Origin of the sequence: Phenylobacterium sp. (assembly GCF_035569475.1) — a bacterium.
GTDB lineage: Bacteria > Pseudomonadota > Alphaproteobacteria > Caulobacterales > Caulobacteraceae > Phenylobacterium.
In genome coordinates this window covers 41,032-60,802 of record NZ_DATMNA010000094.1, presented here as the reverse complement: position 1 = coordinate 60,802, position 19,771 = coordinate 41,032, and the positions used below count along the sequence as shown (strand labels likewise).

Genomic DNA, 19,771 nt, shown 5'->3' with positions numbered 1-19,771 from the left:
CGCATGGACAACTGCCTGAAGGAGCTGCGCGCGCAACGGGGTTGGAGCCAGGCGGAACTGGCTGAACGTCTCGATGTGTCGCGCCAGACGGTGAACTCCATCGAGACTGGCAGGTATGACCCCAGCCTGCCGCTCGCCTTCAGGATCGCACGCCTCTTCGGTCTGCCGCTAGAGGTGGTTTTCCGTGACCAGTGAATCCTCCCCGGCGGGCTTTTCCTTGGAAAGGAACAGCTTCCCACCCTTCGGCGGCTTTGCGGGAGTCCGCTCTAGGGCGCCGTGTCGGCTTCCGCTTGCTGCGCATAGCTGACATCCGCCCCTAGCCAGGTCCCGCTGGGCCTTCTCTTCAACTTCGGACCGCGCCGACGGGGCGCCGGCCGGGTCCCGGTGCGCTGTTAGGGACAGGTCGTCCTGTCCCCTTGGTTCATCGCTTAGTTCATCGCGTCCGGCCGCAGCCAAAAAACCTGGCTCCCCGCCTTCGCGGGGATGAGCGGGGTCGGGGCTGAGGCTCCGCGCCAAATCCACAACTGAGGAGGTTCCGATGCCCAAGAGGACATCGAACTCGCGGGGCAACGGGCCCGCGGGCAAGACTGTGCGCGTCGACGGGACGGTGGTCTGCGTGCGGTATTCGCAGAAGATCACCCGGGAGATCTGCGAGCGGATCGCCAACGGCGAGGCCTGGTTCCGGATCGCCAACACCGGGCGGATGCCGAGCTACACGACGCTCTACGCATGGCAGCGCAAGCATCCGGAGTTCGCCGAGGCGCTGGCCCAGGCGCGCGAGATGGCCGCGGACCTGCGGGCCGACAAGGCGCTGGCGGTGGCCGAGGCGGCGACGGCGGCGACGGTGCAGGCGGACCGGCTGCATGTGGGAGCCTTGCAGTGGCGGGCGGCGAAGGCTGCGCCTCGCCGCTACGGGACGCGCAGCGATGTCCATGACGACGCCGAGGACACCCAGACCCAGCGCCTGATCATCGAGGTGCGGCGGTTCGAGAAGGTCACGCGGCCGGACGGGAGCGTCTATGTGCGGGAAGTCCGCCCGGCGGCGTCGCGCTCGCGGCGGACGCCGCAATGAGCGGTCGGCGCAAGGCAGCGCCCGCGCCCACGGAGGACGAGGCGGTCCCGCGCCTGCGCATGCCGGTCGACTGGATGCCGCGACCGCATCAGGTCGAGCTGTGGGAGGCGCTGCTGGACGGCTGCACGCGCGCCGACGTGGTGGCCCATCGCCGGTGGGGGAAGGACGATGTCGCGCTGCGCTGGGCGGCGCTGTCGGCGTCGCAGCGGGTCGGCAGCTACTGGCACCTGCTTCCCGAGGCGTCGCAGGGGCGCAAGGCGATCTGGGACGCGGTGAACCCGCATACCGGCAAGCGGCGGATCGACGAGGCGTTTCCGCGCGAGGTGCGGGCGCGGCGCTTCAACGGCGAGATGAAGCTGGAACTGGCGAACGGCTCCACATGGCAGGTGGCGGGATCGGACAACTACAACAGCCTGGTGGGGTCATCGCCGGTGGGCGTGGTGTTTTCCGAGTGGTCGTTGGCCAAGCCGGAGGCGTGGAGCTTCATCCGGCCGATCCTGGCGGAAAACGGGGGCTGGGCGCTGTTCCTGTGGACGCCGCGCGGGCGGGGGCATGCGACGCGGGCGTTCGAGAGCCGCCGGCTGCGGAAGGACGAGTGGTTCACGCTCAGGTCGCCGGCGACGCTGACCGACGTGTTCACGCCCGAGCAACTGGAGCGGGAGCGGGCGGAGATGATCGCCGAGCTGGGATCGGTGGAGGAGGGCGAGGCGCGGTACGCGTCGGAATATCTGGTGGATTTCGACGCCGCGGCGCCGGGCGCCTACTACGCGCCGCTGTTGCGGGACGCCGAGCGGGAAGGGCGGATCGGGCGCGTGCCGTTCGATCCGGCGCTGCGCGTGGACACCGCCTGGGACCTGGGCATCGACGACTATACGGCCATCTGGTTCTTCCAGCAGGCCGGCCGCGAGGTGCGCGCCATCGACTATTTCGAGGCCTCCGGCGAGGGGCTGGCGGGAATCGTGCAGGCCGGGCTGGCCGGCAAGCCCTACACCTATGGGACGCACCACCTGCCGCACGACGTGATGGTGCGCGAGCTGGGGGCGGCGGGGCGTTCGCGGTTCGAGACCCTGGGCGGGCTGGGGCTGTCGCCGATCTCGGTGGGGGCGGCGATGGACCCGGAGGAGCGGATCAACGCCGGGCGGCTGATGATCCCGATGACCTGGTTCGACGCGGAGAAGTGCGCCGGCGGGCTGGAGCGGCTGCGCGGCTACCGCAAGCGGTGGAACCGGGCCACGCGCAGCTATGGCGGGCCGCTGCACGACGAGTCGAGCCACGGGGCCGACGCCTTCGGCGAGTTCGCGGCCAACCGCAGCGGCGGGGCCGCGGTCCGGCGGCCGGGCCGGGCGAGCGTGGGCGCGCCGCTGGGCTGGATGGGGTGAGGCGATCGCGCCTGGCATTAACCGCGCCTTGTGGAACCTCGGCCATGCTCCGCGCCCGGGTTTCGGGGGCGGGATGCTTCAGGGCTGGTTCGACGAGCGCTTCAGCGAGGCCGGGGCGAGAAGTTTCCACTTCTCGGCCATGCGCCTGCTGATGGCCGGCGTGGTCTGGGCGGTCATGGGCCTGGGCGAGAGCTGGCAGAAGGCCGGGTTCTGGGTGGTGGCCGCGGTCGCCGTCGAATGGCCGCTGCGGGAGGTGACCCGGCCCATGGCCCGGGGCCTGAAGCTGAGCCGGGCGGAGGCGTGGATCTGCGTGGCGGTCTACGCCGCGGCGATCGCCGCCTGGAGCGCGGCGGGGGCGATCCTGTGGTCCTCCAGCCACGTGGCCTGCCAACTGGCGGGCATGGCCTTCTTCGCGGGGCACCTGCTCTACCTGGACACCCACCACGGGCGCTCGATCGGCGCGCTGATCCCGGCCCTGCCGGCGCTGGCGGCGCCGGCGCTGGCGCCCCTGTTGGTCCAGCACTTCCATGGGGTCGACCAGGTTCTGGTCGAGGTCACCATGCTGGCGGCGGTGGGGCACGCCACGGTGAGCATGGGCGTCAACTTCATGGAGGCCAAGCGGCTGACGCGGGCCAATGCGGCCATCGTCCAGGCCATGGACGAGGCGGAGTCCGCCACCCGCGCCAAGAGCGCCTTCCTGGCCACCATGAGCCATGAGATCCGCACGCCGCTGAACGGGGTGCTGGGCATGGCCCAGGCGATCACCGCCCAGCCGTCCCTCCCCGGCGACGTGCGCGCCCAGGTGCAGGTGATCCGGGAGTCCGGCGAGGGCCTGCTGGCGATCCTGAACGACATCCTGGACCTGAGCCGGGTGGAGGCGGGCAAGCTGGAGCTGGAGACCATCGAATTCGACCTGACGGCGCTGGCGACCGGGGCGCGGGACACCTTCGCGCCGCTGGCCGACGCCAAGGGCCTGGCCCTGGAGCTGGAGCTCGCCGCGGGCGCGGGCGGCCGCTGCCTGGGCGACCCGACGCGGGTGCGCCAGATCCTGCACAACCTGATTTCCAACGCCCTGAAATTCACCGAGGCCGGGCGGATCGTGGTGACCGTGAGCCGAGACGGCGACGCGGTGCGGATCGCGGTCGCCGACAGCGGCGTGGGCATCGACGACGAGGCGCTGTCGCGCCTGTTCGGCAAGTTCGAGCAGGCCGACGCCTCGACCACCCGGCGCTATGGCGGCGCGGGGCTGGGGCTGTCGATCTGCCGCGAGCTGGCCGGGCTGATGGGCGGGTCGATCGAGGCCGCCAGCACGCCCGGGCGCGGCTCGACCTTCACGGCGAGCCTGCCGCTCCCGCGGGCCACGGCGGCGGAAGGGGCAGGGGCGACAGCGCCGAACCCCGCGACGCCGGCGCCGGACGGGCCCGCTTCGCCCGAGCGCCCGCTGCGGGTGCTGGCGGCAGAGGACAACGCCATCAACCAGCTCGTGCTCCGGACCCTGCTGGCGCAGGCGGGCGTCGAGCCGACGGTAGTGGCCGATGGGCGCGCGGCCCTGGAGGCCTGGACCCGGGAGCCCTGGGACCTGATCCTGATGGACGTGCAGATGCCGGTGATGGACGGCCCCGCCGCGACGCGGGCGATCCGTGCGGCGGAGGCCCGGACGGCACGCGCCTACACCCCGATCGTGGCCCTGACCGCCAACGCCATGGCGCACCAGATCGCCGACTACCGCGAGGCCGGCATGGACGGCCACGTGGCCAAGCCGATCGAGGCGGCGAACCTCTATGCGGCCCTGGAGCTGGCCCGGGCTCCGGGAGGCCAGGAGGCCGGCGAGGGCGGAGCGGTCACGGCGGCCTAGAGTCAGGCCCGGCGAGCTTGACCGAGGCGGGCGGCCGCGCCCAGATGCCGGCCTGTGCGCGAGGCGGGCAAGCTGTCCATTCGACTGAGCAAGATCAACCTGCTGGGACGCCTGGACGGGGCCGCGCCGACGCTGCTGACCCGCGTCCTGGTGACCCTCGTCCTGCTGGCGGCCGTCAGCGTCGCGCGCCGGAGCCTGGAGGCCGCGTTCCCCGGCGTGCTGCCCTTCGCCCTGCAGTTCCCGGCGGTGCTGCTGGCCACCCTGCTGGCGGGCTGGATGTCCGGCGCGGCGGTCGTCGTGGTCGGCGGCGTCGCCGCCTGGCTCATCGCCATGCATCATCCGGGCGGCGCGGGACCCACCGAGGCCGATGCGGTGACGCTGGTGCTCTACTTCGTCTCGGCGGGCTCGATCGTGGCGTTCGCCGAGGTGTTCCGGTCGCGGGCGCGGATGCTGGTGGGCGGGCAGGCGGCGCTGCAGGCCAGCGAGGCGCGGCTGGAACTGGCCACCAAGGCGGCCGCGGTGGGCGTCTGGGAATGGCGGCCGATCAGCAACGAGATGATCTATTCGCCGGAGGCCAGGGCGATCTGCGGCTTCCCGGCGGACGCGCCGGTGACCTATGAGATGGTGGCCGCGGTCACCCACCCGGACGACTTCGCGCAGACCTCGGCCCAGGCCCGGCGCGCGCTCGACCCGCAGGTGCGCGACGAGCGGCCCTACGAATACCGGCTGAGGCTGCCCGACGGCGAGGTGCGCTGGGTGTTCGCCAACGCGCGGGCGGTGTTCGAGACCGTCGATGGCCGCGCCGTCGCGACGCGCTATGTGGGCACCCTGCAGGACATCACCGCGCGCAAGCGGGCGGAGGCCGAGCGCGACGAGGGCGCCGCGCGCCTGGCGCTGGCCATCGACGCCGGGCGCATGGCGGTCTGGCAGGTAGACGGGAGCCGAGGGATCACCCCCAGCGTCGAACTCAACCGGATCCTGGGCTTTGCCGACGACGCGCGGCCGACCATGGGCGAGATCGACGCCCTCTACCTGCCCGGCGAGCAGGACCGTTTGCGGCAGGCGGCGCAGGACGCCCTGGCCCGCGGCGAGCGGCGCTTCGAGGTCGAGTACCGGGTGCGGCGCCTGGACGGCGCGGTCCGCTGGCTGCTGGCGCGCGCGGAGATCCAGCTGGACGCCAAGCGCGCGCCGCGCAGCGCCATCGGGGTGGTGATGGACATCACCGAGCGCAAGGATTCCGAGGAGCGCCTGAAGCTCCTGGCCCGCGAGGTGGATCATCGGGCCAACAACCTGCTGACGGTGGTGCTGAGCACGGTGCAGTTGTCGCAGGCGCCGACGGTGCAGGCGCTGAAGGAGGTGCTGTCCGGGCGCATCTCGGCCCTGGGGCGGGCCCACCAGTTGCTCTCCGAAGCGCGCTGGGAGGGCGCGGACCTGCGCCGGCTGGTGGAGGAGGAACTGCTGGCCTTCAGCCTGGGCGAGGCCACGCGGGTGAGCATCGAGGGGCCGGAGGTGGCGCTGTCGCCGCCGGCGGCCCAGGCGCTGGCCATGGCCCTGCACGAGCTGGCGACCAATGCGGCGAAGTACGGGTCGTTGTCGAGGCCGAAGGGCCGCGTAGCGGTGAGCTGGACCCGCGCCAGCGGCGGACCGCTGGTCCTCCGCTGGAGCGAGAGCGGCGGCCCGACGGTGGCGACGCCCTCGCGCCGCGGCCTGGGGACGGTGATGCTGGCCCGCGCGCTCGCCGGTCCGCTGGGCGGGTCGAGCCGGCTGGAGTGGCGCCCCGAGGGCCTGGTCTGCGAGCTGGAGCTGCCGGGCGAGGCGCTGGAGCAGGCGGTCTCCTCGGCGTGAGCGCGCGCACAGATGTTGCTATTTTGTTCTTGACTTTCGCGCGCGATTTGAACGCCGTCCTGGGCCATGCCGACTATGCGGTGGCGGGCTGGCTGACCAAGGCGCTCACCGGCGACTATGCCCTGACCACCGCCAACGCCGGCGACGACGAGGCCCGCGCGGCGATGCTCAAATTCACCGGGGCCGGGCCGTTCACGGTGACCCTGCCGTCGGTGAGCAAGGCCTATCTGGTCTGGAACGCCTGCAGCGCCGGCGTCACCCTGACCACGGGGGCCGGCGGCGCGGTGAGCGTCGATCCGGGCGACATCGTCCAGATCGTCTGCGACGGGGCGAACGTGAAGACGCCCGGCTATGGCGGCCTGTCGATCAAGGACTTCGTCGCCGCCACGGCCTGGTCCTACAACGCCGGCGCCCTGCCGGCGCAAGCCGGCAACGCCGGCAGGTTCGTCAAGACCGACGGGACCAATGCGAGCTGGCAGCCGATCTCCAGCAGCGACCTCTCCGACTTTTCCACCAAGGTGCTCGGCGTGCAGGTCGCGCTCGCCGTCGCCCTCTAAGGAGCCCTGAGCCATGGCCGGCACAGCCAATTCGATCATCACGCCGCAGACACCGAAGTCCGCGCACATCAATCAGTCATTCTTGGCGAACAGCACCTACAGCGCCTCGCCTACCAACACCGCATTGCTCGTGACAGCGGGCGCGAACGGCTCGCGCCTGACTAAGCTGCGGGCCATTCCGGCTGCGACGGTGACTGTGACCCAACTACAGGAGTTTCGCTCCCTCGACGGTGGTGCGACCAAGAAGTTCACCAATGCCGCGTTGGGCGCCCCAAGCGGCTATACCATGGCCGCAACGACGCTGCCGCCTTTGGTCGACTTTGGCTATTCCGACGACACGCCAAAGGTTCTGGCTCCTGGCGAGCAGCTCTATGTCGCCTGCGGCGTAGCCGGTTCGTGGTCCTTCGAAGCCGAGTGGGCGGACTTCTAGATGTCTGTCGGCCAACCCCTTCGCGGACTTGTGGGCCAGCGGATGGCTACGAAATCGTTGCGTGCCCGAATACTGCAAGTCGCCTACCGATCGACGGTCACGAGCCTCACGTCTCCGGCATATCCAACCATTGTCGAGGCGTGGTTGTTTGGTGCTGGAGGCGGCTGCCAGAACTCGGGAGGAAACGCTGGCGGCGGAGGCGGCGAGGCGGTCTGGAAGCGTTTCCGTTGCCCGCCGAATACAGCCCTGACTTATACACTGGGCGCTGCTGGCATCGGCAACGGCGTCAATGGCGGCGCGACCGCACTAGTGCTGCCCTCGGGGTTAGTCATTGTCGCCCAAGGCGGCATCGGTGGTGCGCTGAACATACCAGGCGTGGGCGGCGGATTCAGCGGGACCGTGGGGCAGGATGAAGTCCATCGCGCCGGTGGAACAGGTGGGGCAAATGCGTTGGTGGGTGCGGCGGGGGACCATGGCGGAGCCGGTGGTGGCACCTTAGGCGGCGGCGGAGGCGGCGGCGGTAGCGGCGGCTTCAAAGACTATGGCGATCTGATCAGCGGAGGCGTGGGTGCCACTTCTGGCGGCTCGGCCGCGGGATTTGGTGGCGGAGGTGCCTTGTCGGCACCGGCTGGTGGCGGTCTGTTGATCGCCACCTTCTCGCGGGTGACGGCGGTATGATCCTTGCGCACCCGCAACGTCATTTTGAATTCGCGGGCGATGTTGAGTTGCGTGCGTAGCATGAGGCGCAATGCATCCTCGCTCAGAACACCGCTCCTGTACTGAGAAAGGAAGGGCTCCTCGACCACCGTGTGAGTGTGGGTCAGTTCAAAATCCACCCCGAGGTAGTGGGCGAACGGCGTGTTGGCGGCGTTTCGGCGAATCCCTTCGTCACAGAGCCGCTTGTCGAACAAGCATAGCATCTGGGGCGTGATCGCTCGAACGTGCGTCGGGTCGCTGATGAAGTTGTCGTGACGTGGGTGAGGCACGTTGATTTGAACAATACATCCAGCGTCAGCTATACGATAGATTTCAGCCATGATCGACAAGAAAATTTTCGGATCAGCACCCATGTGTTCAAGAGAATGATTGAAGATAATCTCATCGGCGCAGTCGGTGGGCCAAGGCCAAGGCGTGACCTCAAGATCTACAAGTTCATCGGGCTCGCAGGCTGCGATGCCATCGACATTCAGGAAGCCCGGCAGTTTCCGGGCGCCGCAGCCCATGTTGAACTTCATGTCCGGGTCCTACCACGGGCGCGAGAGCCGTGCATTTGGCACATCATCCGCGTTGCGTCGGCGCCGGCGGCTCCAGCCTCACCACGCCCATCTTCGCTAGGGCGCCGACGACGGCGTCCGCCCAGCCGACTGAGAGCTTGGCGTCCTTCGCCAAGGCCGCGACGGTGGTCGGACCGGCCTCAAGCCGCGGCCACATGAGCGACACCACGGGATCCGCGGCGCCTGCGTTGACGAATAGGCCGTCGGCGGCGCGGTCGCGGTAGAGCTCGATCGTCGCGCCCGGGACGAGGGACACCACGGTGTCGCCACCGATCATCGCGGTCGGGTAATGGCCGAAGGCATGGAAGGGATCGAGCCGCGACGGCGGCAATCTGGGCGCGGCCTTCGCCCAGGCCCATTCTTCCGCATCTTGCGCCGCCGCCAGGCGCCGGGCGTTCAGTTCGCCCCAGAGCGCCTGGTACTGCCGATAGACCTGCGCCCAGTCGAAGGTCTCGCGGGCGCGGGCCTGGCCGGACAGACCCATGCGTCGGCGAAGGTCGGGTTGCTCGACGAGGGCGGTCAGGCAATCGGCCAACTGGCCCAGGTCGACCGAGGTCGCCGCCGCGGCGGCCCAGCAGTAATTGTCGTAGTCCAGGAGCTTCAGTTCGTAGCGCAGGGCGTAGGCCTCGCCGCTCAGGCCCGGCTCTGGCGCCCAGGTCCGGATCCGGAAGCCATCGACCTCGTCGCGGACGGTGTCGCGGTAGCCGTTCCAATCGGTCACCACGGCCGGCAGGCCCACCGCCATCGCTTCGATGGGCGTGAGGCCGAAGGTTTCCTGGATGCCATCGGCGAGGGAGACGAAGAGGTCGCCGGCCGCCCAGGCGCCGCGCCGGAGGTCGTCGTCGCGGCTGTCGACAAGGATCGTGCGGACGTCCGGGGCATATTTCGCCGCCCCGGCCAGGAAGGGCGCTTCCAACTGAGGATTCGGGGCCCGCCCGCAAAGGAGCAGGACGATCTTCTTCCCCGACCGTTCCGCGGCCGCTTGCAGTCCCTGGAACATCGGAAATGGATGCGCCTTGCTGAAGAAGAGCAGCCGACCCAGGTAGAGGGCGACGACCTCGTCAGGCGCGATGCCGAGGGCTTGGCGGTGAGAGGCCTTTTCATCGTCGCTGAAGGTGAAATCCGCGGTGTGAACCCCGAGCGGTATGATCGGCAGCTGCGGCAGGCGCAGGCGCGCTCCGCGCCCGAACCGCCACTGCAGGAACTCGATCTTCGCGGCGAGCACGCGCCGCACCGTCTCAAGCGCAGCTGTCGACGTGCACACCAGTGCGTCCCAGGGCATGACTGCCTCGGACAAGAGGTCGCCGATGGTCTCCAAGGTGAGATCGCTCGCCAGGGTGTGGGTCACGCCGCACAACGAGTAGCTGCCCGGTCCGACGCGCTGCCGCAGACGCGCGAAGCTCGTGAGCGTGGGGTCCGCGATGTAGAGGACGCCGCGCTTCGGGCCGATCTGATCCAGCTGTCCGGCGGCGATCAAGACCGGGTCGGCTGAAGGGTCGAACTCGCGCACCATGCGCTTGAACATCCGCGCGGAATCCGTGCGCGCCGTATGGCCGTAGACCGGGCCCTCGCCACGGCCCTGGACGGCGGCGCGGAGGAAGCCGTTGCCCGCCGACTGGCGCCCGAGCAGGCGGGGGCCCTTGAGGTCGTAGCCGTCGGGCTCGAAGCGGATGACGGCGTCGGTCGGAGAAGCGGTGGCCATGGCGCTCTCCTAGCGGCGTTGGGGTCGCAAGGAAAACCCACCATCGCGAGAGACTTTCGCGCCGCCCGGACGTCAACGGCGGCGGAGTCGCCCGGGCAATTCATGGAGCCGACATGCGCATACCCCTGGATCTTCCGCCCGGTCTCAACGGCGACGACACGAGTTTCGCCGGCAATGGCCGTTGGGCGGACGGGTCCAACGTCCGGTTTCGCCTCGGGCGGGCGCAGACCATCGGCGGATGGGAGAGCCTGGTGGACACCCCGCTGACCGGGGTCTGCCGCACGGTGTTTCCCTGGACCGACAACGCCGCTGTGCTGAACATCGCCTTCGGTACGCATTCCAAGTTGCAGCTTTGGCAGGGCGGGGTGCTGTTCGACATCACGCCGGCGTCGGGATTCGCGGCCGGGGCGATCGATGGGGCAGGCAGCGCCGGCTTCGGCACGGGGGCCTACGGCGTCGGCGGCTTCGGGCAGCCTTCGAACACCGACTACTTTCCGCTGACCTGGTCGTTCGGCGCCTGGGGCCAGAACCTGCTGGCGAGCCCGCGCAACCAGACGATCTTCGCCTGGACCAACAGCACGGCGTCCAAGGCCGTGGCGATCGCCAATGCGCCGGCGAACGTGACCCACATGCTCGTGGCGCCGCTGAACGGCGGCTACCAGGTCTTCGCCCTGGGGTGCAACGAGGAGGTTTCGGGCGTCTTCAACCCGCTCTGCATCCGCCACTCCTCGATCCGCGACAACACCCAGTGGAGCACCACCGCCTCGGGTTCGACGGCGCGGGAATATGTGCTGACCGGGGGAGGGCGGATCGTCGCCGGACGGATGGCGGGACCCTATCTGCTGGTCTGGACCAGCGACGCGCTCTTCCTGGGGACCTTCGTGGGAGCCCTGGATGAACCCTGGCGGTTCGACAGAGTGGGACGCAATTGCGGCCTGATCGGCCCAAACGCCGCCGTGGTGGTCGGGCAGACCGCCTTCTGGGTGAGCCCCGACCGGCAATTCTACAGCTATGGCGTCGGCGGCCAGCCGCAGCCGATCCTGTGCCCGATCCGACAGGACTTCGCCGACAGCCTGGCCGCCAGCCAGGGCGACAAGGTCGTGGTGTCGTCGAACGGCGAATATTCCGAGGTGCGGTTCGACTATCCGGACAGCCGTGACGGCTATGAGAACAGCCGCTACCTGGCCCTGGCGTTGTCGGGGGGCGATGCGGGCGCCTGGCACCGCGGGCTCATGGCGCGCACCGCCTTCGTGGACGCCGGGCCGTCGCTCTATCCCCTGGGCGTGACCTATGGCGGGCGGGTCTATCACCACGAGAAGGGCCATTCGGCCGACGGCCAGCCGTTCGCCTGGTTCATCCAGACCGCCGACAGCTATCTCGACCCGGAGAGTTGCCTTCTGGTCCGCGAGATCTGGCCGGATTTCAAAGACCAGCAGGGCCCCGTCAACGTCAGCATCTCGGCGCGGCGCCATCCGCAGGATGTCGAGCAGGTGGTGGCCGCGCCCGCCATGGCGCCGCAGGACGCCAAGACCGACGTGCTGGTCTCCGGGCGGCTGTTCAAGGTCACCTTCGCCGGATCGAGCGCGCCCACGGCCTGCCGGATCGGCCAGCCGGTGTTCGACGCGACGCCGGCGGGGCGGCGGTGAGCGGCGACGATGAATGGGCCCGCTGTGCGCCTTGGCTCGAGGCGGCGCTGGATCACGCCGGACGAACCCACGCCCTGGCCGATGTGAAGGCCGCGGTCGATCGCGGCGAGGCGCGGCTGTGGCCTGGCGCGGCGAGCGCGCTGGTGGCGGCCGTCGAGCAGGATCCCGGCGAGCGGCGGCTGCTGATCTGGCTGGCCGGCGGCGAGCGGCAGGAGCTGGAGGGCGACGTCCTCCCGCAGGTCGAGGCCTGGGGCCGCGCCCAGCGGTGCCGGCGGGTGCTGGTGATCGGCCGCGCCGGCTGGGAACGGACCTTGAAACCACACGGCTACGCGCCCCTGGCGCGGATCATCGCAAAGGATCTCTAGATGAGTTTGAAGATCGGCGGTTCGAAGACCAACACAAGCAGCAGTTCCAACACCGCGACCAACTCGACGACCACACCCAACGTCCCGGACTGGGCGTCCAACCTCACCCAGGGCGTCGCGGGACAGGTGGGCGGGCTGGTGGGAGCCAATCCGCAAAGCTATGTCGCGCCGGCCAACGCGCTGCAGCAGCAGGCGGGCGCCGGCGCCGCCGGCCTCTCCGGCACGCCCTGGGACTATGACGCGGCCACCAATGTGACCACGGGCGTCGCCCAGGCCGACACCCCCAGCATCTCATCCGACATCGGCCAGTTCATGAACCCCTATGTGAAGCAGGTGGTGAACGCGACCTCGGCGGATCTCGACGCCAACGACGCCAAGGTGCGGGCGCAGCAGGCGCTCAATCTGGCGGGCTCCGGCGCCTTCGGCGGCTCAGGCGCGGCGCTCGCGCAATCGGCCACCGAGGGCGAGCTGGCGCGGGCGCGCGCCACGTCGATCGGCAACCTCTATTCGCAAGGCTATTCGCAGGCGCTGGGCGCGGCGACGTCGCAGGCCCAGCTACAACAGCAGCAGCAGGCCCAGAGGCTGGCCGCGGCGGGGCAGATCGCCAACATCGCGGGCCAATACGGCGCGAACCAGCGGGCGGATATCGCGAGCCAGACGGCCGCCGGCGACGACCTGCGCAACATCTCCCAGCAACAGGATCAGGCGCCGGTGACGAACACCGCCCAGCTCGTGGCGATGCTCAACGGGCTGCCGATCAACCTTTTCACGGGTCAGACGACGGACGCAACGTCGAACACCCAGAGCAAGGGGCAATCGACGAACGTCAATGCCAGCGCAAGCTACGGCGGTTGAGATGGCTAGGCTGGATCAAGTTGGCTCTGAGCGCCTTGCTTCCGTCGAGCAGCGTCTCACCGACCACGAAGCGCGATGCGAAGAACGCCTCGGTGAGATCAAGCACGCCGCCGCCAACACCCTTCGCGCCGTCGAGGGCCTGAAGAATCGCTTCTGGGTGATCGCCGTCACGCTGCTGGCCTGGGCGATGGCCCAGGTCTGGGCGGGAAGCCAGGCGCGCCTGACGCACCTAGAAGCCGCCCGTCCCGCCGCCCTCCAGGAGGTCGCCGATGTCGCCGCCCATTGAGGTCCGCTGGCTCTGGCGGCGGATCTACACCTATGCCGTGACGGTGATGAATTGCGCCGGCCTGGGCGCGATCATCTGGCGGCTGAACAACGCCGAGGCGCTGAAATGGATCGGCCTGGCGCTGATCGGGGCCAATGTGGTCACGGCCACGCTCTATCTGGCCGGCGCGACGGTCACCGACTGGGCGAAGCTGGCCCACGCCGCGCGCAGCACCGCGCCGTAGGCGTCACTTCCCCACAACAGGATCAAGGCCATGACCACCCCGCTTACGGCGCACTTCGCGCTGGAAGAGCTTTCGTGCACCCAGCATCGGGAGTTCGACAACACGCCGCCGCCGGAGGTGGTGGCGACGCTGCGCAACACCGCGGCCCAGATGGAGGCGGTGCGCCGGATCCTGGGCGACCGGGTGATCAGCGTCTCCAGCGGCTATCGCTGCCCGGCGTTGAATCGGGCCGTGGGCGGAGCGGCCACCTCGGCGCACCTGTCCGGCCATGCGGTGGACTTCAATTGCTACGGATTTGGTGAGCCTCGGGCGGTTTGTGCGGCCCTGGAGAAGGCCGCCATCGCCTTCGACCAACTGATCGAAGAAGGCACGTGGTGCCACATCAGCTTCGATCCACGTCTGCGCCGCCAGGTGCTGACCCGGCGCGCCGGCGGCGGCTATGGGCTGGGGCTGGCGCAATGAGCGCGCGCCTGATCCTGATCCTCGCCGCGGTGGGCGCAGTGCTGGCCGCCGCCGCCGGACTTTATTGGAAAGGCCGCCACGACGACGCGGTCCGCGAGAAGCCGAAGGCCGAAGCGGCGCTCGCCAAGGCCGCGGTCGCCGGCCTTGAGGTCCGGGGCGCGCAGGCAAGCGCCCAACGCGTCGAGGTGGTGGTTCGACAGCGCGACGCGGCCAGCGCGGTGGTCGCCCAGCTCACGCCCAAGGCTCTGAAATCGGAGGACGCCAATGCGCCGCTCGACCCTTCCCGCGCTGCTCGCCTGCGCGATGCTGACCTGCAACTGTGCCTCACGGACCCCGATCTCGGCGATTGCCCCGCGAGTGGACATGCCCCCTGAGGCCAGCCGGAGTTGCAGCCTCTATCTGCTGCCCCAGGCGCCGACCCAGGCGGACCTTGAGATCGGCTATGCGACGCGTGGCGCCCAACTGGTCGCCTGCGACGCGGCCCGGGCGCTCGCCGTCCAGACCCACGCCGCCGAGCACGCCCTGGAAGATCAGATTACGGCGAAGGGGAGCTCGGCTTCGCGTTGAGGCTCCGAACGTAGTCGCCGATGTCGGCAGGCCACGGGGCGGTCAACGCGGCGAAACGGGCTTGGTCGCCGGCGAACAGGGCCCGCGCGGCCTCTTCATAGCCGGGTAGGTCGCCGGCGAGCGTGGTCATCACCCGATAGGTCGCCGCCTGCGCCCGACGGATGGCGTCAGCGTCGCCCATATCCCGCCGCGCCTGGTCGACGAGGCGGCGCAGGGCCGCGGACGCGCCGCCCGGTTGGTTGGCGAGCCATTCCCAATGACGGGGCAGGAGCGTGACCTCGCGGGCGATGACGCCGAGCTTTGGGCGGCCGCGCGCGGCCTTCGGCGCCAGGGGCGGAGGCGCCAGCCTAGCGATGGCCTCAGTCACCGTGCCGCGAAGATCAAGCTCCACGGGTCGCCCGGTGGCGTCGTCGAAGACCAGGATCGGTTGGTCGGCGCAGGCATGCGCCGCGCGAACCACGGCGTGAAGGTCGCCGCGCGCAACGATCCTGGGGCCGGCGAACGCGGTGAGATTCGTCTCCATTCTTACCTTTTACCCCGGGTGTAATTTCGGGCGAAGACTAGAATGGAAAAGACCCGCAGCTCGCGCTGCGGGTCTTTTTTAGAGTGGTGCCACGACAGGGATTCGAACCCTGGACCTCAGCCTTACCAAGGATGCGCTCTACCACTGAGCTATCGCGGCGAATGGCGAGGCGCGGCTATAGCCAACGTGGGGGGCCGCGTGAAGCCCCAATCCGCGTACGGGCGCCTTGACGGGCAGGACCGAGCGCCGCACCCCTTGCGCATGCCGCCCGCTGACCAGCCTCCGAAACGGCCGCCTTCCGAGCGGGAGGCCAAGCTCGCACAGGCGCTGCGCGCCAACTTGCGGCGACGCAAGGCCGGCGGCGGGGCGAAGGTTCCGGAGCCCGAAAGGCCGAAAAGCGGGGAGGAGGGCTGAGCGGCCTTTGCGCGGCGCCCTGGCGCACGTTAGATATCGGCTTCGCGCCGCCATCACGACTCCCCGAAAAAGCGCGGCCGCCTCGAAGGATTGGGATTGGACCGCATCGCCATCACCGGCGGCGCGCGGCTGCAGGGCGAAATCCCGATCAGCGGCGCCAAGAACTCGGCCATCAAGCTGATGGCGGCGAGCCTTTTGACCGAAGACACCCTGCGGCTGACCAATATGCCGCGCCTGGCCGACACGCGCTTCCTCGGCAAGCTGCTGCAGCGGCTGGGAACCGAAGTGGTGGAGGCCGAGGGGGAGGACGGGCCCGAGACGCTGCTGCGGACGCCGGAGATCACCAGCGGGTTCGCGCCCTATGACCTGGTGCGGCAGATGCGCGCCTCCTTCAACGTCCTGGGGCCGCTCCTGGCGCGCACCGGACAGGCGAAGGTCTCGCTGCCGGGCGGCTGCACCATCGGCGCGCGTCCGGTGGACCTGCACCTGAAGGCGCTGGAGGCGCTGGGGGCGCGGATCGACCTGCACGAGGGCTACGTCTATGCCCAGGCGCCGCGGGGCCTGAAAGGCGCTCAGATCGATTTCCCGTTCAACTCCGTCGGCGCCACGGAGCACGCCATGCTGGCGGCGGTGCTGGCCGATGGCGAGACGGTGATCACCAACGCGGCCTGCGAGCCGGAGATGATCGACCTCGCCGAGTGCCTGAACGCCATGGGCGCGCAGGTGTCCGGGGCCGGATCCTCGGTGATCCGCATCCGGGGCGTCGGCCGGCTGCACGGCGCGACCCACGCGGTGATGCCGGACAGGATCGAGACCGGAACCTATGCGGTGGCCGCAGCCATGGCCGGCGGCGAGGTGCGGCTGACCCGCACGCGCAGCGACTTCATCCAGGCCCTGATCGACAAGATGGTCGAGGCTGGCGTCGAGGTGATTGCGCATAACGACGGCCTGACCGTGCGGCGCAACGGCGCTCTGCTGAAAGCCGTCGAGGTCGAGACCGGCGTCTATCCGGGATTCGCCACCGACCTGCAGGCGCAGTTCATGGCCCTGATGACGCTGGCCGAGGGCGAGAGCGTCATCAAGGAGACGATCTTCGAGAACCGCTTCATGCACGCGCCGGAACTGGCGCGCCTTGGCGCCGACATCTCGGTGCAGGGCGGCGAGGCCCGCGTACGCGGCGTCGTGGCCCTGGAGGGCGCGCAGGTGATGGCGACCGACCTGAGGGCGTCGGTCAGCCTGGTCATCGCCGGCCTCGCGGCCCGCGGCGAAACCATGGTCAACCGCGTCTATCACCTCGACCGCGGCTTCGAGCGCCTGGAGGAGAAGCTCGGCGCCTGCGGGGCCCAGATCCGCCGCATCAAGGGCGATGGCGAAGGCGACGAGGATTGAGCCCATGGCCAAGACCCCGCCGCTTCGCCTGCTGGCCCAGGACGCCGACGATCTGGCGATCATCTCCGCCGCCATGCAGGACGCTGTCGCCAAGGTGGGCGACATCTCCTACGAGCCCAAGGCGCGGCTGCTGACGGTCGCTTTCAATCGCTACTGCTGGGAAGCCGATGGCGGCGTGCGGGTGCGATCGGCGCTGCAGCTGGGCGGGGTGCTGAAGGTCCAGGCCCGGAAGATCCGACGCGGCGCCCGAGATGCGGTGCTGGAGGTGCTGGCGGTGACCTTCGACGCCGGCGATGCGCCCGGGGGCCTGGTGACCATAAGCTGTGCGGGCGGCGGCGACCTGCGCGCCGAGGTCGAATGCATCGACGCCGTTCTGGCCGATGTCTCGCAGCCCTGGCCGACGCCGAGGGCGCCGGCGCACGGCGATTAGCCGCACGGCATGGCGCTCGGCCGTCCGCGCCGCTAAAGAAGCCGCGCCATGCGCCGCTTCCGCTTCTCCGACCCCGACTTCGAGACGGCCTTTTCCGCCTTCATCGAAGAACGCCGCGAAACCCCCGAGGAGGTCGACGCGGTCGTCCGCGACGTCATCGCCGCGGTCCGTTCGGAGGGCCTCTCCGCCCTGCTGCGGTTCGCCCAGGACTTCGATCGGGTCGCGCTGGACGAGCAGACGATCCGGGTCAGCGAGGCGGAGATCGAGGACGGCGCGGCCGCCTGCCCGCAGGCCGTGCGCGACGCCATCGCCTTCGCCGCCGACCGCATTCGCAGCTATCACGCCCGCCAGCGGCCGGCCGATCTGCGCTTCACCGACGAGGCGGGCGTCGAGCTCGGCTGGCGCTGGACGGCCCTGGAGGCCGTGGGCATCTACGTTCCCGGCGGCCGAGCCGCTTATCCCTCCACAGTGCTGATGAACGCCGTGCCGGCGGCCGTTGCGGGCGTCGAGCGCATTGCGATGGTGACGCCGCCGGGGCGGCTGCAGCCCGCGGTGCTGGCGGCGGCGAAGGCGGCCGGCGTGCACGAGATCTGGCGGGTCGGCGGGGCCCAGGCCGTGGCGGCGCTGGCCTATGGCGCGGGCCCGATCCGGCCGGTGGACAAGATCGTCGGCCCCGGCAACGCCTTCGTGACGGCGGCCAAACGGCGAGTCTACGGCGCCGTGGGCATCGACGCCCTCGCGGGCCCCTCTGAGATCGTCGTGGTGGCGGACGGCGCCAACCGGCCGGAGTGGATTGCCGCCGACCTCCTGTCCCAGGCCGAGCACGATCCCGCGGCGCAATCCATCCTGATCACCGATGACGAGGCGTTCGCCGCAAGCGTCGAAGCCGCGGTCGAGGCGCAGTTGCAGGCGCTGACGACGGGCGACGACGCCGCGGCCTCCTGGCGCGACCACGGCGCGGTGGTGATCGCGCCGCTGGACGAAGCGCCGGGGCTCGTGGACCGCATCGCCCCGGAGCATGCCGAGTTCGCGGTCGAGGACCCCGAGCGCCTGGCGGACCGGGTGCGCCATGCCGGCGCGATCTTCCTTGGGCGTCACACGCCTGAAGCCATCGGCGATTATGTGGCAGGCTCCAATCACGTGCTGCCGACGAGTCGCGCCGCGCGGTTTTCCTCGGGCCTGTCGCTCTATGACTTCCTCAAGCGGACCTCGATCGTGAAGTGCGACGAAGCCGCGTTCGCGCGCCTCGCCCCGGCGACGGTCGCACTGGCGGAGGCCGAGGGCCTGCCGGCCCACGCCCGCTCCGCGGCGATTCGCATGGGGCAAGGTTGAACCAATGGCCCCAATCAAACCTTGTTTGTGGGGCAATGGCTGAGTCTTCCCCCAACCCCAGCGAGAGCCCGACGATGGCTTCCGAGACACGACCAGCGCGCGACTGGTCCAAGATCCTCGCGCCCTATCGTGACCCGAAGACCAGCCGCAGCATCTTCGAAGTGATCGTCACCGTGGCCCCGTTGCTGACGCTCTGGACCATCGCCTGGGCGCTGCACGCGCGCGGCTGGTGGTGGGCGGCGCTGCTGCTCACGATTCCCGCCTCCTTCTTCCTCGTGCGGCTGTTCATGATCCAGCACGACTGCGGCCACGGCTCGTTCTTCCGCAATCGCCAGGCGAACGAGTGGGTGGGCCGCATCGCCGGCGTCTTCACCATCACGCCCTATCACTACTGGCGCCAGACCCACGCCATGCACCACGCCACCTCCGGCAACCTGGATCGGCGAAGCGGCCTGGGTGAGATCGAGACCCTGACGGTGGAGGAGTATCGCGCGCTCACGCCGATGCGGCGGTTCGGCTACCGGCTCTACCGCCATCCCCTGGTGATGTTCGGCCTGGGTCCGGCCTATGTGTTCATGATCAGCCAGCGGGTGCCCCTCGGGATGATGCGCCAGGGTTGGCGCCCCTGGGCCAGCGTCCTGGGCAACGGCGTCGCGGCCCTGGTGGGGTTGGGCGGCCTAGCCTTGCTGTTCGGCGTGGCTCCCGTCCTGATCGTCAACGTGGTCACCATGCTGCTGGCGGCGACCATCGGGGTCTGGCTGTTCTATGTGCAGCACCAGTTCGAGGGCGCCGCCTGGGCGCGCGAGGGGCAGTGGAACCGCGACGAGGCGGCCTTGGCCGGCAGTTCGCACTACGACCTGCCGCAACCGTTCCGCTGGCTGACCGGCAATATCGGCATCCACCACGTGCATCACCTGTCGAGCCGCATCCCGTTCTACCGCCTGCCGAAGGTGCTGAAGGACCATCCGGAGCTGAACGCCATGAGCCGCCTGGGCTTCTGGGAAAGCTTCCGCTGCGCGCGCCTGGCGCTCTGGGACGAGGCGGCCGGCCGGCTGGTGTCCTTCCGCGAGGCCCGCGCCGCCGCCTAGGCTTGCCCGCCATTTCGACCCTCGGATACGCCCGGCGCCCCCGCGCCGGGCGTATTTCTTTATGGCCGGCGCGCCCG

Annotated in this window: 22 protein-coding genes and 1 tRNA gene; 19 read left to right on the top strand and 4 right to left on the bottom strand. The window is 69.9% G+C overall.

Annotated elements, in window-relative coordinates:
• The first annotated feature begins 3 nt into the window (after positions 1 to 3).
• The 7 genes from VNW53_RS15070 (at position 4) to VNW53_RS15040 (ending at position 7,138) form a co-directional block, all read left to right on the top strand.
• On the top strand, positions 4 to 195 hold the full coding sequence (locus VNW53_RS15070) for a helix-turn-helix transcriptional regulator (protein ID WP_325556574.1): 192 nt from the start codon (positions 4 to 6) through the stop codon (positions 193 to 195).
• 343 nt (positions 196 to 538) lie between these two features.
• A complete protein-coding gene (locus VNW53_RS15065) occupies positions 539 to 1,072 on the top strand; it encodes a hypothetical protein (RefSeq protein ID WP_325556572.1) in 534 nt (177 codons plus the stop codon).
• Positions 1,069 to 2,451 (top strand): hypothetical protein, encoded by a 1,383-nt coding sequence (locus VNW53_RS15060; protein ID WP_325556571.1) that lies wholly within the window; start codon positions 1,069 to 1,071, stop codon positions 2,449 to 2,451. The genes VNW53_RS15065 and VNW53_RS15060 overlap by 4 nt, the downstream gene beginning before the upstream one ends.
• A 73-nt stretch (positions 2,452 to 2,524) precedes the next feature.
• Complete coding sequence (locus VNW53_RS15055) at positions 2,525 to 4,306, top strand: ATP-binding protein (RefSeq protein ID WP_325556569.1); 1,782 nt, start codon at positions 2,525 to 2,527, stop codon at positions 4,304 to 4,306.
• A gap of 54 nt (positions 4,307 to 4,360) precedes the next feature.
• Positions 4,361 to 6,151 (top strand): sensor histidine kinase, encoded by a 1,791-nt coding sequence (locus VNW53_RS15050; protein WP_325556567.1) that lies wholly within the window; start codon positions 4,361 to 4,363, stop codon positions 6,149 to 6,151.
• Positions 6,152 to 6,198: 47 nt separating this feature from the next.
• Positions 6,199 to 6,708 carry a hypothetical protein gene (locus tag VNW53_RS15045; protein WP_325556565.1) on the top strand — a complete coding sequence of 170 codons (510 nt, stop codon included), beginning with the start codon at positions 6,199 to 6,201 and terminating at the stop codon, positions 6,706 to 6,708.
• A 13-nt stretch (positions 6,709 to 6,721) separates the two neighbouring features.
• Positions 6,722 to 7,138 (top strand): hypothetical protein, encoded by a 417-nt coding sequence (locus tag VNW53_RS15040; protein ID WP_325556563.1) that lies wholly within the window; start codon positions 6,722 to 6,724, stop codon positions 7,136 to 7,138.
• Positions 7,139 to 7,677: 539 nt separating this feature from the next.
• On the opposite strand, the gene VNW53_RS15035 is transcribed toward VNW53_RS15040, so the two are convergent.
• Positions 7,678 to 8,373 (bottom strand): hypothetical protein, encoded by a 696-nt coding sequence (locus VNW53_RS15035; RefSeq protein ID WP_325556562.1) that lies wholly within the window; start codon positions 8,371 to 8,373, stop codon positions 7,678 to 7,680.
• Positions 8,374 to 8,416: 43 nt separating this feature from the next.
• The gene (locus tag VNW53_RS15030; protein ID WP_325556561.1) at positions 8,417 to 9,937 is read right to left on the bottom strand and encodes a glycosyltransferase family 4 protein; all 1,521 of its coding nucleotides are present in this window, start codon (positions 9,935 to 9,937) and stop codon (positions 8,417 to 8,419) included.
• A gap of 290 nt (positions 9,938 to 10,227) precedes the next feature.
• Between VNW53_RS15030 and VNW53_RS15025 the strand changes: the two genes are divergently transcribed.
• The 8 genes from VNW53_RS15025 to VNW53_RS14990 are packed head-to-tail and all read left to right on the top strand — an operon-like array spanning position 10,228 to position 14,518.
• A complete protein-coding gene (locus VNW53_RS15025; RefSeq protein WP_325556560.1) occupies positions 10,228 to 11,760 on the top strand; it encodes a hypothetical protein in 1,533 nt (510 codons plus the stop codon).
• Positions 11,757 to 12,125 carry a hypothetical protein gene (locus VNW53_RS15020; RefSeq protein WP_325556559.1) on the top strand — a complete coding sequence of 123 codons (369 nt, stop codon included), beginning with the start codon at positions 11,757 to 11,759 and terminating at the stop codon, positions 12,123 to 12,125. Before VNW53_RS15025 ends, VNW53_RS15020 begins: the two co-directional genes overlap by 4 nt.
• Positions 12,126 to 12,980, top strand: coding sequence for a hypothetical protein (locus VNW53_RS15015; protein ID WP_325556558.1), 855 nt, complete (start codon positions 12,126 to 12,128; stop codon positions 12,978 to 12,980).
• A 1-nt stretch (position 12,981) separates the two neighbouring features.
• Positions 12,982 to 13,266: a hypothetical protein gene (locus VNW53_RS15010; RefSeq protein ID WP_325556557.1), complete on the top strand. Its 285-nt coding sequence runs from the start codon at positions 12,982 to 12,984 to the stop codon at positions 13,264 to 13,266.
• A complete protein-coding gene (locus VNW53_RS15005) occupies positions 13,250 to 13,489 on the top strand; it encodes a hypothetical protein (RefSeq protein ID WP_325556556.1) in 240 nt (79 codons plus the stop codon). Before VNW53_RS15010 ends, VNW53_RS15005 begins: the two co-directional genes overlap by 17 nt.
• Before the next feature lie 30 nt (positions 13,490 to 13,519).
• Positions 13,520 to 13,951, top strand: a complete 432-nt coding sequence (locus VNW53_RS15000) for a D-Ala-D-Ala carboxypeptidase family metallohydrolase (protein WP_325556555.1) — start codon at positions 13,520 to 13,522, stop codon at positions 13,949 to 13,951.
• Complete coding sequence (locus VNW53_RS14995; protein WP_325556554.1) at positions 13,948 to 14,325, top strand: hypothetical protein; 378 nt, start codon at positions 13,948 to 13,950, stop codon at positions 14,323 to 14,325. The genes VNW53_RS15000 and VNW53_RS14995 overlap by 4 nt, the downstream gene beginning before the upstream one ends.
• Positions 14,315 to 14,518, top strand: a complete 204-nt coding sequence (locus tag VNW53_RS14990) for a hypothetical protein (RefSeq protein ID WP_325556553.1) — start codon at positions 14,315 to 14,317, stop codon at positions 14,516 to 14,518. Before VNW53_RS14995 ends, VNW53_RS14990 begins: the two co-directional genes overlap by 11 nt.
• On the opposite strand, the gene VNW53_RS14985 is transcribed toward VNW53_RS14990, so the two are convergent.
• Together VNW53_RS14985 and VNW53_RS14980 are read right to left on the bottom strand one after the other, a co-directional pair.
• Positions 14,487 to 15,041, bottom strand: coding sequence for a DUF2239 family protein (locus VNW53_RS14985; RefSeq protein WP_325556552.1), 555 nt, complete (start codon positions 15,039 to 15,041; stop codon positions 14,487 to 14,489). The genes VNW53_RS14990 and VNW53_RS14985 overlap by 32 nt on opposite strands.
• 84 nt (positions 15,042 to 15,125) lie before the next feature.
• Positions 15,126 to 15,200, bottom strand: a tRNA-Thr gene (locus tag VNW53_RS14980).
• 351 nt (positions 15,201 to 15,551) lie between these two features.
• On the opposite strand from VNW53_RS14980, the gene murA reads away from it, so the two are divergent.
• The 4 genes from murA to VNW53_RS14960 all read left to right on the top strand — a co-directional run bounded on the left by murA (position 15,552) and on the right by VNW53_RS14960 (position 19,694).
• Positions 15,552 to 16,844: a UDP-N-acetylglucosamine 1-carboxyvinyltransferase gene (gene murA / locus VNW53_RS14975; RefSeq protein WP_325556551.1), complete on the top strand. Its 1,293-nt coding sequence runs from the start codon at positions 15,552 to 15,554 to the stop codon at positions 16,842 to 16,844.
• A 4-nt stretch (positions 16,845 to 16,848) separates the two neighbouring features.
• Positions 16,849 to 17,274 (top strand): DUF2948 family protein, encoded by a 426-nt coding sequence (locus tag VNW53_RS14970; RefSeq protein WP_325556549.1) that lies wholly within the window; start codon positions 16,849 to 16,851, stop codon positions 17,272 to 17,274.
• A gap of 48 nt (positions 17,275 to 17,322) precedes the next feature.
• The gene (gene hisD / locus VNW53_RS14965; protein WP_325556547.1) at positions 17,323 to 18,606 is read left to right on the top strand and encodes a histidinol dehydrogenase; all 1,284 of its coding nucleotides are present in this window, start codon (positions 17,323 to 17,325) and stop codon (positions 18,604 to 18,606) included.
• Positions 18,607 to 18,680: 74 nt separating this feature from the next.
• Entirely contained in the window at positions 18,681 to 19,694 is a 1,014-nt protein-coding gene (locus VNW53_RS14960) for a fatty acid desaturase (RefSeq protein ID WP_325556545.1), read from the top strand.
• The last annotated feature ends 77 nt before the right edge of the window (positions 19,695 to 19,771 follow it).

What these genes read in the sequence shown, in the direction of transcription:
- VNW53_RS15070 (WP_325556574.1), top strand. Translation starts at nt 4, where the DNA reads ATGGACAACTGCCTGAAGGAGCTGCGCGCGCAACGGGGTTGGAGCCAG.
- VNW53_RS15065 (WP_325556572.1), top strand. Translation starts at nt 539, where the DNA reads ATGCCCAAGAGGACATCGAACTCGCGGGGCAACGGGCCCGCGGGCAAG.
- VNW53_RS15060 (WP_325556571.1), top strand. Translation starts at nt 1,069, where the DNA reads ATGAGCGGTCGGCGCAAGGCAGCGCCCGCGCCCACGGAGGACGAGGCG.
- VNW53_RS15055 (WP_325556569.1), top strand. Translation starts at nt 2,525, where the DNA reads ATGCTTCAGGGCTGGTTCGACGAGCGCTTCAGCGAGGCCGGGGCGAGA.
- VNW53_RS15040 (WP_325556563.1), top strand. Translation starts at nt 6,722, where the DNA reads ATGGCCGGCACAGCCAATTCGATCATCACGCCGCAGACACCGAAGTCC.
- VNW53_RS15035 (WP_325556562.1), bottom strand. Translation starts at nt 8,373, where the DNA reads ATGAAGTTCAACATGGGCTGCGGCGCCCGGAAACTGCCGGGCTTCCTG.
- VNW53_RS15030 (WP_325556561.1), bottom strand. Translation starts at nt 9,937, where the DNA reads ATGTTCAAGCGCATGGTGCGCGAGTTCGACCCTTCAGCCGACCCGGTC.
- VNW53_RS15025 (WP_325556560.1), top strand. Translation starts at nt 10,228, where the DNA reads ATGCGCATACCCCTGGATCTTCCGCCCGGTCTCAACGGCGACGACACG.
- VNW53_RS15015 (WP_325556558.1), top strand. Translation starts at nt 12,126, where the DNA reads ATGAGTTTGAAGATCGGCGGTTCGAAGACCAACACAAGCAGCAGTTCC.
- VNW53_RS15010 (WP_325556557.1), top strand. Translation starts at nt 12,982, where the DNA reads ATGGCTAGGCTGGATCAAGTTGGCTCTGAGCGCCTTGCTTCCGTCGAG.
- VNW53_RS15005 (WP_325556556.1), top strand. Translation starts at nt 13,250, where the DNA reads ATGTCGCCGCCCATTGAGGTCCGCTGGCTCTGGCGGCGGATCTACACC.
- VNW53_RS15000 (WP_325556555.1), top strand. Translation starts at nt 13,520, where the DNA reads ATGACCACCCCGCTTACGGCGCACTTCGCGCTGGAAGAGCTTTCGTGC.
- VNW53_RS14995 (WP_325556554.1), top strand. Translation starts at nt 13,948, where the DNA reads ATGAGCGCGCGCCTGATCCTGATCCTCGCCGCGGTGGGCGCAGTGCTG.
- VNW53_RS14990 (WP_325556553.1), top strand. Translation starts at nt 14,315, where the DNA reads ATGCCCCCTGAGGCCAGCCGGAGTTGCAGCCTCTATCTGCTGCCCCAG.
- VNW53_RS14985 (WP_325556552.1), bottom strand. Translation starts at nt 15,041, where the DNA reads ATGGAGACGAATCTCACCGCGTTCGCCGGCCCCAGGATCGTTGCGCGC.
- VNW53_RS14970 (WP_325556549.1), top strand. Translation starts at nt 16,849, where the DNA reads ATGGCCAAGACCCCGCCGCTTCGCCTGCTGGCCCAGGACGCCGACGAT.
- hisD (WP_325556547.1), top strand. Translation starts at nt 17,323, where the DNA reads ATGCGCCGCTTCCGCTTCTCCGACCCCGACTTCGAGACGGCCTTTTCC.
- VNW53_RS14960 (WP_325556545.1), top strand. Translation starts at nt 18,681, where the DNA reads ATGGCTTCCGAGACACGACCAGCGCGCGACTGGTCCAAGATCCTCGCG.